We start from the raw sequence: 12,566 nt of genomic DNA on the forward strand, positions 1-12,566 counted from the left end.
CCTACATCCCAAAGTGCCTATATATTCTGGAGTAACGTAGTAATCCTGGCTTAACGAATTACTCAGGCTCATGACACGCTCCTTAATTTCTTAAGAAGCCCGCACTGTAACGGTATTCCGTTCAGTGCGTGTTGTGGTCACTCGTGATGTTCTTCGCCGTGGCCTTCCATCGCTTCACCGATGTAGACCGCCGCTAAGGTGGCGAAAATCAGGGCTTGAATCGCACTGGTGAATAGTCCCAAAAACATCACCGGAAGCGGGATAAATAGGGGGACCAACAACACGAAAACTCCCACCACTAACTCATCTGCCAAGATGTTTCCAAATAGACGGAAACTCAGGGACAGAGGCTTAGTAAAATCTTCGATAATGTTGATCGGCAACAGGATCGGCGTGGGCTGGATGTATTTAGCAAAATACCCCAAACCGCGCTTGCGGAATCCGGCGTAGAAATAAGCCAAAGATGTCAGCAATGCCAGTGCTACAGTGGTGTTGATATCACTCGTCGGAGCAGCTAATTCGCCGCCGGGAATGTGAATCAGCTTCCAAGGCACCAACGCGCCAGACCAGTTGCTCACAAAGATGAACAGAAATAATGTGCCAACAAAGGGCACCCAAGGCCGATATTCTTTCTCTCCGATTTGGCCTTTGGCTAAGTCTCTAATAAACTCCAGGGCATATTCCATAAAGTTTTGAAGGCCACCGGGGATCCGTTGGATGTTCCGAGTAGCTGCCAAGGAGGTGACAATTAGCAATCCCATCACAAACCAGGTAGTCATTACAACCTGACCGTGAAGTTTGAGACTGCCAACTTGCCAATAGAAGTGCTTGCCTACTTCCAATTCGGCGATCGGGAGCGAATTAAAGGCGTTTAAAACCTCTAGCATATCCATTAATCGGGGTTCCAGAGGGACTGGATGGTTTGCAAAATGCCTTATCCTATTTGGAGTCCGGCAAAAGGGTCGTTTGAAGGACGTAGACGAGGAGCGCGGCTTTATATGTCAGGAAACCCAGAAATATGGGCATCACCTGTAGCTGATCCCACTGAGTTGCTACTATAATCAACCCAATGAACATCGCCAGTCTGCCTTTACTCAGACTTTGCTTTTGATTGCCGAGACGCTCAACATCCCTTGCCAACATTCTCAAGTAAACCACACCCGTGCACGCCCCGATCAAATAATTCAGGGCAATATTGAGCGAATAATAGAACCAAACCGAGACAAACACGACGGCTGTAATCACAAGGGTCGAGACCAACAACTTTTGTTTAAGCTGATGGTACTCATCCATTGAGGAATTATCCTCCGGTTCACGAGTCTCGTTGGGTTCGAGTTCTCGCTCTTGGGAAGTGGGTTCTTCAGAAGGGTCAGACAAGTTCACTCTTAGTTAACTTATGCCCAGATCGTTACACCTGGACGCTAACAGGCCAAACTGAATAATATCACGCGCCGGTAACATAACTTAAAAAATAATAAATTTATCTTGAACGGGAAATTTTCTGGATCCAGGTTGGGGCGGATGGGGAGAACTTACAAGATTAGGGTTTTTAGGCTCATGGTGATTGACCTTAATATTAACTCCCACTTCCGGTCCCCGGACCTTGGCAAGGGGAGGGTTAGGGTGGGGTCCTCTTGACATTGCTTCCGCCACTTCCGGTCCCCGGACCTTGCCAAGGTCCGGGGACCGTCGCTGAAGTTAATATTAAGGTAAGGTCAATCACTATGAGCGTAGAACCCTACCCTTGTACGTCCTCCCCATCTCCCCCATACTCACCCGACGCCTTTCATGGCAAAAACTCGCAAGCGTTCCTCGATCGCCGCTACTTGCACTCGGGTCCCGATCGCCAATAAAGACTCCCCACTAATCCGTGCATGAAATTCTAGTCCCGAAGGAGTCATCAAACAGTATCGGTGCTCTCGCCCTAAAAACTGCCGATCGCGAATCACCACCTCTCCCGTTTCATCCGGTTTCAAAATTAAATCCTCCTCTCGGATCATTAACTCCCCTTCATTAGAAGTATCGACGGGTTCTGGCATCACTGCTTGAGGCACTTCCACCGCAAACGACCCCACCTCGGTTTCCCACAGTTTGCCAATGCGTCGCGCTGGCAGAAAATTTGCCTGGGTGACAAATCCAGCCACAAAGCGCGAGGCGGGTTCCTCATAAATCTCTTCCGGAGTCCCAAATTGTTCGATGCGTCCCTTTTTCATCACCGCAATGCGATCGCTAATCGCTAATGCCTCCTCCTGATCATGAGTGACAAAAATCGCCGTCGTATTTGTACTCTTAAGAATCTTGCGGATTTCTTCTCTTAAATACAGCCGCACTTGGACATCTAAATTACTTAACGGTTCATCCAACAAGACGATCGCCGGTGCCGGTGCGATCGCTCTAGCTAAGGCAACTCGCTGTCGCTGACCCCCAGACAGTTGATGCGGATAGCGCTTGGACAATCCCTCCAACCCCACTAGGGCGATCGCCTCCGTCACCTCCTGCTGGATCCGTTGTTTCTGTTGCTTTTTCAACCCAAATGCCACATTTTCCGCCACGGTTAAATGAGGAAACAAGGCATATTCTTGAAACACCATCCCTAATTGCCGATGTTCCGGGGGAATCCAGACCCCACCCCCGGCAACCTGTCTTCCCCCAATTTCAATTACCCCTGCATCAGGCTTTTCAAATCCAGCCAATAACCGCAATAGGGTGGTTTTTCCACAACCGGAGGGACCCAGCAAAGTCAGAATTTCCCCTTTCGGTAAATTCAGGGACACTCGATTAACCGCCGGATATCCACTGGCATCGAATGTTTTGGTTACGGATTCTAATCTTAAGATTTCAGGTTCGTTCATTGGCTTTCAAATTGGAGTGAAAATTTTTCCTGATAAGGTTTAATTTTTTGGCTTTAATTCAAGCTCTCTTTATTTGTTTATCTCAGAATATTAACAATGTTTATCTCCAACTTTCCTTTTATTAATAATGTTATTTTTGAAATTTATCCTATTTTAATTATATCATAACCTAACGTTAATTTTTACCGGGATTTCGCCATAATAAAATTAACGTAGAACCAGCAGAAGCTAACAATAGAGCCAGGGAAGCAGCCGCAGCATCGGTAAACTGCACATCCTCTGTCGCTTGCCAAATCTGGGTTGCTAGGGTTTTAAACCCAATAGGCGCAAGTAACATCGTAGCTGGCAGTTCTTTAATTGCCGTCAAAAAGACCAAAACTGCGCCACCTAACACCCCCGGACTAACCAAAGGTAAGGTAATTTCTCGCAGGGTTTGCCAGGGCGTGCGGCCCAGAGTCCTTGCGGATTCTTCTAATTGGGGATTGACTTGTAGCAGAGAACTGCGAATCGTGCCAACGGATTGGGGTAAAAATAACACTAAATAGGCAAACACTAACATCGGTAAGGTTTGATATAAAAATGGGACATAGTTAGCACCCATAAAGACTAAAGAGAGGGCAACTACAATTCCCGGCAGACCAAATCCAATGTAAGTTAAGCGCTCGATTACGGTGGTGATTCGTCCGGGAAAGCGCACGGAAAGGATGGCGACGGGGAGGGCGAAGAGGGTGGCAATCATCGCCGAAAGACCGGACCCGAGGATGGAATTAAAGCCGGTAGTGAGGACATCGGGGGGGATTTTTCCGGCATTGAGTCCGCGCCACAACCAGAAGAGGGTGACGGCGATGGGGAGGACTAATCCCAAGGCGGTGATGATGCTACAAAAGGCGATCGCCGGCCATTTCCACCCACCCAAGGCGATGCGAGTGGGAGTGCGACTACCACTCGAACTGCTGCTGTAATAGGCTCCACCCGTCCGCACTCGATATTCGATCGCCAGAATGAGCAGCAACAGGGCGACTAAAACTAAGGACAACACTGCCGCTGAGTTGCGGTTAAAACTACTCCGGTACTGGATGAAAATGACCCGAGTAAAGGAGTCAAACCGCATCAAGCTGGGTGTCCCAAAATCCCGCAAGGAATAAAGGGCGACTAATAATCCCCCAGCGACTAAGGAGGGACGCAACTGGGGTAAGGTAACTTGCCAGAAAGTCCCCCAAGCATTGTTTCCCAGGGTGCGGGAGGCTTCTTCGATCGCCGGATCAATCCCTTGCAAGCCCGATCGCAAGGCAATCAGCAGATAGGGATAGGTAAACAAAGTTAGGGCCAGAATTGCACCGAACCAGCCATAGATTGAGGGCAATGTATCCACTCCCAAGGGTTCCAGGAGCAGTTGCAGCCAACTCCCTCGGGGACCAAATGTAGCAATTAAGGCAAAGCTACCCACATAGCTGGGAACGGCGAGGGGGAGGGTGGTGGCGACTGCCCAAAACCGCCGCCCAGGCAAATTGGTCCGTTCGGTCAAAAAGGCTAGAGGCAAGGATATCAAGGCTGAAAATAAGGTCACTGCTGCGGCTAACCCGGAACTCCGGACTAACACATCGAGGGTGCGCGGACGAGAGAGCAAGGTCCAGACTTCCTCAAATCCCGCACCTGCTGCCCGGATGACGAGATAGACTAACGGAAGGGCGATCGCCACAGCAGTAATACTTCCGGCTGCCACCAAAAACCCTGGAGGGCGAGACTTTTGTGCCGAGGACTGATATCCCCTAAACAACTTCTCTAACCGCTTGCCAATCTGGGCGATCGCCTTTCCCTGTTTCGTTGATTTCATCCTTGATTTTGCACCTTTCGCACTCTAGATTGTATCTGACCTATGTTCTATAGCAATCCTAAATGATTTATGCCCTCACCCCCAACCCCTCTCCCCCTTTGGGAGAGGGGTTGGGGGTGAGGGCATTCCACAACTGATAAAGGATCTGCTATATCTTGACTCAAGTCGCTCAACTTTTTTGGGTGCATCCGATGTTTGGACAGTCTGCCCTCATCCCCCGGAGCCCCTTCTCCCTTTTTGGGAGAAGCCCTCACCCTCAGTCCCTCTCCCCCTTTGGGAGAGGGATTTAGGGTGAGGGCGGCTTTCATTCGGATGCTCCCACTTTTTTACAAAAGTCCCGCTTGCTCTAGCAAAGAAATCGTTCCCTCTAAATCAGCTAAGTTGCTCAAATCAATATTGGGCGGATTGATTTGAGAGATGGAAATTTGTTTCGCCGGTGGTTGTACCCCAGAAACTAAAGGATACTCGGTGGTTTCTTGAGCAAAATACTGTTGCGCTTCGGGTTTGAGCAGATACTCAATGAATTTTTCCGTATCCCCTTTTTGGTCGGTTGTATCCATGATGGCAATCCCCGCCACGTTAATCATCGACCCGACATCTCCAGGCATATAATGATGGGCGACGGGAAAATTCGGATTTTCACTGGTAAACCGGGAGAGATAATAGTTATTCACTAACCCCAGGTGGACTTCCCCGCGACCTAATGCTTCTACAATGGTGGTATTGTTCCGATACACCACTGCACCATTATCTTTCATCCCCCGTAGCCATTCTAAAGTGCGAGCATCTCCAGCAATAGACCTCATGGCGGTGACAAAGGACTGAAATGATCCATTGGTAGGTGCCCAGCCGACTTTACCCCGCCATTTGGGGTCGGTCAATTCCCAGATATTGCTGGGCAGTTCGTTGGGTTGTACGAGTTGGGTATTGTAATCCACGACCCGAGCACGCCCTGAAATGCCTATCCATTGGCCGTTTCGAGAACGAAACCGTTGGTCTACTTTGTTGAGTAGGGGTTGGGGAATTGGCATGGTGCGTCGAGCTTGGGCCATTGCCCCTAATGCTCCGGCATCTTGGGAAAAAAATAGGTCGGCGCGGCTATTTCGGCCTTCTTCGAGCAGGGCGATCGCCAATTCTGCGGTATCCCCGTATCTAACTTCTATATTAAGTCCGAGTTCTTGACGGGCTTTGTCAATAACGGGACCGATCAGGTTTTCATTCCGCCCGGAATAGATAATCAGGGTTTTTCCCTGTGCCATGACGAGGCGAATTCCGCCCAGGCTTAACAGGATGGCGATCGCCGCGATCGCCAGTTTTTTCCGATAGTTCATGGTTTGTAATCTCTTAATGTTTCGGTTGATGTTGTTCGGAAGTTATGGCAACAGTTGATGCTATACTTTAGGGCATCCAAAGGGGCGATCGCCGCATTATTTCCCCGCCAGTTTTCCGGCAACCTCTATAAAATGCCGGTTTCCTGGAGTAGCTTTAGCGTTCCCTCTAAATCATCAAGGTTACTCAGATCAATGTCGGAATACTTAATATCCGATAAAGGTTTCAGGGTTTTATTCGCCACTACACCTGTTGTCAAGGGATACTCGTAAGTCTCTTGAGTAAAGTATTCCTGAGCTTGGGGACTTAACATAAAGTTAACAAACTGTTCCGATGCAGCCAGATTGTCTGTATTCTCCAAAATACTCACACCCGCCACATTCACCAATGATCCCACATCGTTCGGGAAGCTGTGAGCAACTGGCACGTCTGGATTTTCAGCTTTAATTCTTTCCAAATAATAGTGATTGACTAATCCGACAGCGATTTCACCCCGAGACAGGGCTTCCACGATCGCTGTATTCTTGGAATAGACTTTGGGATTGTTAGCTTGAATCCCTTGTAACCATTCTTTTGTTTGTTCCTCACCTAAAGAGAGTCTCAGGGCCGTGACAAAGGATTGAAATGAACCATTGGTGGGGGCCCAGCCAATTCTTCCCTCCCATTTGGGGTCGGTCAATTCGGTGATGGACTGGGGGACTTCCTCCGGGGATACGAGGCTTGTATTATAGTCTAAGGTGCGAACCCGACCTGTAATTCCCACCCACTCTCCTTCGGGCGATCGATACCGAGACTCGACTTGATTCAGAATATCTTCGGGGAGTTTGGCTGTGCGATCGGCTTTTTGCAGAGCACCCAGAGCACCGGCATCCTGTGCAAAAAAGACATCGGCTGGTGTATTTTGGCCTTCTTCGAGAATGGCTGCCGCCAGTTCTGCCGTTTCTCCGTAGCGGACTTGGATATCAATGCCGGTTTCAGTCTTGAATTGTTCGATTAATGAGCCCACTAGGTTCTCGTTCCGACCCGAATAGACCACCAGTTGTCCAGTGACTGGGTTAGCTGTTGTTGCTGCCTGGTCTGGTTGGGTTGTTGCCGTGGGGGTTGTGCCATTAGCGCAAGCGACTGCCAGTGATCCACTAGCTAGGGCCAACCCTAATAAACTCAATATTTTTCTACGTTTCACTCCTTGCACCTCCTAAAGTACCTCGATATCTTGGGGTCACCCAATTAAGAAAAATTTGCAATTAAATTTAAAAGCAATCCAGCCGAGGTTGTTTTTCAATCCAAGATATGAGTTTACGATATTAGACCCGTTCCGTCAAGGTTAATGAAATAAATTCTCGTTTTGGGCAGTCTCAGAACCTACCCCCAGGCAGAATGGCCTTAAAGCCATAAAGGATAAGCGTTATCACCCAACTCCTGCTTGTCAAAGTATTATGAAATGTAAACAAAATTCAGAAACTAGGTGATTTAGGGGAACTTTTCTGAGAAAAAATGAAAAAATTCCCCCAATTCCCCTTGATTTGTTACAGCTTATCAAGAAAATTTATAAGTAATCGAGAGATAAATTCGGTCCTCTAGACTTTGATTTTGACTCTCATCCCTGCCCAGTTTAAAGTTTTGACCAAGATAAAATTGGTAATTAATGGCAAGTAAGGCTAACTCCTCCTTTCAGCAGATGGCCCCCAAATTTCACTTCTAGGCTTCTGAATATTTCAGGATCAGGGTCTGAATGCCTGGATCATTTTCAGACCCGAAGTCTACAATACTGCCTTGAGGCTGATTTTTTTAGAGATGAGCAACTGGAGTGAAAACGCTCTTAAATCTTTGCCAAATCAGGATTCTAGCCATTTTGAAGGTAAAAAATTTCTGGCCCGATGTAGTCCTGTTTACTTGACATAGATAAAAAAATACAGTATTTCTTAAATTGATATGCATTCTCAGTAGGGTTTTAAGTCAAAACGATTACGGATGATCCTAGCCCTCCTGGCATCGTGAACGATTAAGGTGTAAGACCCTGCACTCTCTCAGAGAGAATGTGGGGTCTTACACCAAAATTTTCTTCTCATCGGTGATGGTCAACTGGTGAGATAGACTGAAGGCTCAATCTCAGGGAGGGAGGGATTGCTATGGAGAGCTTATTGATAAGCTCCAGGATTGAATAACCCGTTTGACCAAGTTGGCATAAAAAAACCCTGGTGGAGTGCTTTTTAGGTGTGAGAAAAACGGAAAGAAGGGAATGCGTCACAAGTGGATGAAGCTCATGCTGGCCTCACCAGCTATTTTGGCGATCGAGGCCTTGATTCCGATGGGAATCGGTGCGATGCCTCTATCGGAAATTGCCCAGCAGGATCCAGTACCGGAGGTGTCGGCGATCGCTGAAGAGGCAGCAACTCCAGAACCCCTAGATATTCTGGAACAAATCAATCTCTACTCCCAAGCCGACCTAGAAGTAGGTCCCTTAGAACAGGTCAACTCGGTCCGGGAACTTACCGATGTTAGCCCCACAGACTGGGCATTCCAGGCAGTCAGTGCCCTCGCCGAGCGCCATCAATGTCTCCTCGGCTATGGCGATGGTACCTATCGCGGTAACCGCGCCATGACTCGCTACGAATTCGCCGCCAGCTTAAACGCCTGTTTGATTCAGATTCAACAGCAAATCGAAGGGTTCAACGCCTTATCCCCAGATGAAATCAACTCGATTCGCCGATTACAAGAAGAATTTGCCGCCGAACTCGCCACCCTGCGAGGTCGAGTGGATGCCTTAGAAGTTCGCACGGCAGAATTAGAAGCCAATCAGTTCTCCCCCACCACCAAAATGAGTGGTGAAGTCCTGATGGCTCCGATTCATGCCTTTGGCGATCGCGGGGATACCACCGCAGGCGGAGAAGAGACCGAACTCTCCTTCGGTTATCGTGCACGGTTGCTCTTTGACTCTAGCTTGACGGGTCGCGATCGCCTCCGAACCCGACTGCAAGTCGTAAATGTGGCACGTTTAGATAACACCACGGGTACCGTCATGTCTCGATTGGGATTCGACGGAGAAGAGGGCAACGAAGCCATCCTGGAACGCCTAGAGTATCGGTTCCCCATCACCAATAACATGAGAATGTGGGTGGGGGCAACGGGACTCGCTCAGGATCACATTATCCCCGTCACCAATCCCCTGCTTGAAAGTGACGGTAGTGGTGCGCTATCGCGATTTGGCCGTCGCAACCCGACTATTTATCGGCAACCGGGTGGTGCTGGTGCAGGGTTTGAATACAAATTTGGCAATGTGGCTAGACTGTATGGTGCCTATATGGCTGGAAATGCCGGTACCCCCACCGCTAAAAATGGGTTATTTGATGGCAGTTATAGCGCCACTGCCCAGCTCACCGCCACTCCGATTGAAAATTTAGAGGTCAGCTTGGCTTACTCTAACTCCTATTTTCCCGGGGGTGAGGTTAACGTTTCCGGGAGTACGGGTTCTGGCAATGCAAGGCGACCTTTTACCAATAATGTTGCCACCACTTCCAATAACTTGGGGGTACAAGCCAGCTTTGCATTCGCTCCCGTGACGGTTTCTGGTTGGGCCGGTTGGTCCTTAGCCGAAGCCCAAGTCAGTGACGGAGATGTTAGCAGTGGCGACACTGCCACCTTATTTAACTGGGCGCTGAATGTCGGGGTTCCCGATTTAGTGAAAGAAGGCAGCCTACTGGGTTTTATTGTCGGCCAACAGCCGAAAGTGATCAGTAATGATGTCTCTGGACGGGAAGACCCGGATACTTCCTTGCATTTTGAGGCGTTATTCAAGTATCCCATCACTCAGAGAATCAATATTACTCCGGGATTTTTTGTGATTACCAATCCCGATCATAATTCGGACAACAATACCATCTGGGTGGGTACTATGCGAACTCAGTTTACTTTCTAAACTCACGGTATTGGTCCCGCTGAACATCTGAAGAATCGGTAAATTTTAGAATTTACCGATTCTTTCTATTTATAGGCAGTTTTTAAGGTTTGGATTGCTCTAAAAATGATTGGCAATCAAGTCGGGAATGTCTTCGGGCTGAATCTTGGTATAACGGGCTTTATCCGGCATAACGACTACATTGGGTCCGGCTTTGCAGCGGCTCATACAGCCTGTTCCCTTGATGGTGACATTATCTTCTAACCCTTTTTGACGTAACTGTTCTTCTAATGCTTTACAGACTGCTGCTCCCCCTTTCTTGCGGCAGTCGGACTTTTGACAAATGAGAATGGTTGCTTTCTTTTTTTCGGGGACGATGGGTTCGAGGGTGGCAATGGGGGGTGGAGAACTCGCGCAAGTTTCGGCGATCGCACAGTCTCGAAAATGATCACAACCGGATACCGGACTCATGATTGGCACGGGTTCAGAAGAAACCGAGTTGAGGGCCGGGAGAATATGATAGGCTTTAAGCTTCAATAATCCCGTTTTGAGGTTCAGTTGTTTCTCCCCGATCGCCCTCACCCAGTCTCCGGGTGTCAACTGAGTTTCTAAAATAGCACGCTGCTTTTTCGGCATATCTAGCTTAATAAACCGTTCGCCTTCCCCTGTCGCCAATCGAAAGTATTTAAGATTCTTTCCCCCGGGGATGCCAAACCCTAAGAAACGACCTTCGAGATTGAGTTCTGAGGTTTGTTTATATGATTTACCCATTGTCTTGTTTTTGGTGGTTGTTTTTTGTACAAAAGTTTGCTTAAACGTGGGCGATCGCAGTTTTAAATCCCTCTGGTGACAGGATCCGGGACTCCCCCCAGAGGCGATCGCCTTGACTTAATTAATCTGCCAGCACTGTTCTAACCACAGCACTAACTCCTGACGCGAGGCACTCTGTTGTCTAGATACACTCCAAAACTGCACGGTGGCTATTGTATCGCTCAGGTACACCCGCAATGGCTGATTGGGTTCACACCAACAGGGAATCTCTAGTTCGCGCAACCGCTGAAATACAGACCATCGTTCGGTCCCATTCACTTCTACTAACTGTGCTAGATCGGTCTTGTGTTCCGATGATTCCATGCAATTGTCCTAATACTTGCTAAATATTATCAGTAAGCGGGTAGAGGGACTCCCTGATTCTTCCCCTCGCTCTGAGCAATCGCGATCAGGTTTTGAACCCGGCGATCGCCTGTCTTCTTCCTTACCTTACTGCAACTGACAAATATTCTCATCTATTTTTAGATAGACTTTAACAAAACTTTACAATTCATTAAAAATTTCCCCTTAAAAATGAGATAACTTCTCAATTCAGCCGAATTACCCTCTATATTTAGTGTCAATTCAAGACATAACACTACCCCTAGCAGTAACGGGCTAAAGTATGGGGACGGACCGTCAACTGTATCTGATTGAGGGCCCTAGGGTTTTGTTCAGAAGAATCCGCAACCTCCCTCGTAAGAATTGGTAATCTGCAATATTTTAAAAACCGAGCTAATTGATAATCTATAGCGGTTTAAAAATATTTAGGGTGTATTCTATGTACTCCCACCTAGATTTGCCTGTGTTAAAATTCCTCTATTGAGCAATAAAAGTTGCCAATCAAAAAGGAGAACACTAATTATGGCTGAAATGCAGAATGCGGTCCGATCCTTTGGGCAGATTGCGGACAATCCGATTGGGTTAGAAACCTCAGTGACTGCGCCGGTTTGCGAAGGCTTAAATGTAGCCTTAGCAAGCTTTCAAGCGCTTTATTTGCAGTATCAAAAACATCATTTTGTGGTGGAAGGGGCTGAATTTTACTCCCTGCATGAGTTTTTTCAAGAAAATTACGAAGCGGTAGAAGAACACATCCACGATTTAGGGGAACGATTGAATGGGTTGGGGGGAATTCCCGCCGCGAGTTTCAGTAAATTAGCTGAATTGTGCTGCTGGACCCCAGAACCGGATGGGGTGTATAGCTGCCGTCAGATGGTAGAACATGACTTGGTGGGGGAACAAGGGATGATTCAACTGTTGCGACGGCAGGCTGCTCAGGCGGAGAGTTTAGGCGATCGCGCCACCCGGTATCTCTACGAGAAAATCCTGCTGGCTACAGAAGAACGCGCTTATCATCTGGCGCATTTCCTAGCCCACGATAGTTTAGTGGTTTCCCACTAAATAATAGAGAGGTTTTCTCAAAACTGCGTTACTGTAGAAGGATAGTTCAGCTTTAAACGCTGACCGACTCGACCTATCGATTCTAAACAGAAGAGAACGCTTAAGGCAGAGGGGGATTTTCCCTCTCTGCATCTTTTTTTTGGGGTCGTTTGTCATTGGTCATTTGTCATTACATTTAAGTACATCTCCGGTCCCCTCCCCTTGGCAAGTAGGGCTGTTTCATTGTCAAATTTTCCTTACTCCGTAAGCTTTACAGCCCAAGGGTTTTCGTCCTTATTTCCTAAGTTGAAACTAAAAAATAGGAAACCACCCCGTCCCTTCGGGACACCCCTCCAAGGGAGGGGAATTAGCCGAGAAATTCCCCTCCCTTGGAGGGGTGCCCCCCAGGGGCGGGGTGGTAAATTCTTTCTTGTGAGCAGGTATTTATCTATGCGCCCTACTCAAC

Annotated in this window: 10 protein-coding genes; 2 read left to right on the forward strand and 8 right to left on the reverse strand. The window is 48.0% G+C overall.

The window, feature by feature from the left end; all coding sequences use genetic code 11:
* Positions 1 to 137 precede the first annotated feature (137 nt).
* From atpB to J0895_RS14160, 6 genes are all read right to left on the reverse strand, one after another.
* On the reverse strand, positions 138 to 893 hold the full coding sequence (gene atpB / locus J0895_RS14135; protein WP_207088716.1) for a F0F1 ATP synthase subunit A: 756 nt from the start codon (positions 891 to 893) through the stop codon (positions 138 to 140).
* 46 nt (positions 894 to 939) lie between these two features.
* Entirely contained in the window at positions 940 to 1,383 is a 444-nt protein-coding gene (locus J0895_RS14140; RefSeq protein WP_340643518.1) for an ATP synthase subunit I, read from the reverse strand.
* Positions 1,384 to 1,772: 389 nt separating this feature from the next.
* Positions 1,773 to 2,852 carry an ABC transporter ATP-binding protein gene (locus J0895_RS14145; protein ID WP_207088717.1) on the reverse strand — a complete coding sequence of 360 codons (1,080 nt, stop codon included), beginning with the start codon at positions 2,850 to 2,852 and terminating at the stop codon, positions 1,773 to 1,775.
* Positions 2,853 to 3,027: 175 nt separating this feature from the next.
* Entirely contained in the window at positions 3,028 to 4,686 is a 1,659-nt protein-coding gene (locus tag J0895_RS14150) for an ABC transporter permease (RefSeq protein ID WP_207088718.1), read from the reverse strand.
* A gap of 326 nt (positions 4,687 to 5,012) precedes the next feature.
* A complete protein-coding gene (locus J0895_RS14155; protein WP_207088719.1) occupies positions 5,013 to 6,017 on the reverse strand; it encodes an iron ABC transporter substrate-binding protein in 1,005 nt (334 codons plus the stop codon).
* Positions 6,018 to 6,142: 125 nt separating this feature from the next.
* Positions 6,143 to 7,198, reverse strand: coding sequence for an extracellular solute-binding protein (locus tag J0895_RS14160; protein WP_207088720.1), 1,056 nt, complete (start codon positions 7,196 to 7,198; stop codon positions 6,143 to 6,145).
* 1,056 nt (positions 7,199 to 8,254) lie between these two features.
* Here J0895_RS14160 and J0895_RS14165 point away from each other — a divergent pair.
* Positions 8,255 to 9,931 (forward strand): iron uptake porin, encoded by a 1,677-nt coding sequence (locus tag J0895_RS14165; protein ID WP_242541298.1) that lies wholly within the window; start codon positions 8,255 to 8,257, stop codon positions 9,929 to 9,931.
* 99 nt (positions 9,932 to 10,030) lie between these two features.
* Here J0895_RS14165 and J0895_RS14170 read toward each other — a convergent pair whose 3' ends face one another.
* Together J0895_RS14170 and J0895_RS14175 are read right to left on the reverse strand one after the other, a co-directional pair.
* A complete protein-coding gene (locus J0895_RS14170) occupies positions 10,031 to 10,681 on the reverse strand; it encodes a (2Fe-2S) ferredoxin domain-containing protein (protein ID WP_207088721.1) in 651 nt (216 codons plus the stop codon).
* A 117-nt stretch (positions 10,682 to 10,798) separates the two neighbouring features.
* On the reverse strand, positions 10,799 to 11,044 hold the full coding sequence (locus J0895_RS14175; protein ID WP_207088722.1) for an Asr1405/Asl0597 family protein: 246 nt from the start codon (positions 11,042 to 11,044) through the stop codon (positions 10,799 to 10,801).
* Between the two features lie 540 nt (positions 11,045 to 11,584).
* Here J0895_RS14175 and dpsA point away from each other — a divergent pair.
* The gene (dpsA, locus tag J0895_RS14180) at positions 11,585 to 12,121 is read left to right on the forward strand and encodes a DNA starvation/stress protection protein DpsA (RefSeq protein ID WP_207088723.1); all 537 of its coding nucleotides are present in this window, start codon (positions 11,585 to 11,587) and stop codon (positions 12,119 to 12,121) included.
* Positions 12,122 to 12,566 lie beyond the last annotated feature (445 nt).

It is taken from the genome of Phormidium pseudopriestleyi FRX01, assembly GCF_017313335.1.
GTDB lineage: Bacteria > Cyanobacteriota > Cyanobacteriia > Cyanobacteriales > Laspinemataceae > Laspinema > Laspinema pseudopriestleyi.

Bases quoted from the DNA above. Each gene is read 5' to 3' on its own strand.
- atpB (WP_207088716.1), bottom strand. From the start codon at position 893: ATGGATATGCTAGAGGTTTTAAACGCCTTTAATTCGCTCCCGATCGCC.
- J0895_RS14145 (WP_207088717.1), bottom strand. From the start codon at position 2,852: ATGAACGAACCTGAAATCTTAAGATTAGAATCCGTAACCAAAACATTC.
- J0895_RS14150 (WP_207088718.1), bottom strand. From the start codon at position 4,686: ATGAAATCAACGAAACAGGGAAAGGCGATCGCCCAGATTGGCAAGCGG.
- J0895_RS14155 (WP_207088719.1), bottom strand. From the start codon at position 6,017: ATGAACTATCGGAAAAAACTGGCGATCGCGGCGATCGCCATCCTGTTA.
- J0895_RS14165 (WP_242541298.1), top strand. From the start codon at position 8,255: ATGCGTCACAAGTGGATGAAGCTCATGCTGGCCTCACCAGCTATTTTG.
- J0895_RS14170 (WP_207088721.1), bottom strand. From the start codon at position 10,681: ATGGGTAAATCATATAAACAAACCTCAGAACTCAATCTCGAAGGTCGT.
- J0895_RS14175 (WP_207088722.1), bottom strand. From the start codon at position 11,044: ATGGAATCATCGGAACACAAGACCGATCTAGCACAGTTAGTAGAAGTG.
- dpsA (WP_207088723.1), top strand. From the start codon at position 11,585: ATGGCTGAAATGCAGAATGCGGTCCGATCCTTTGGGCAGATTGCGGAC.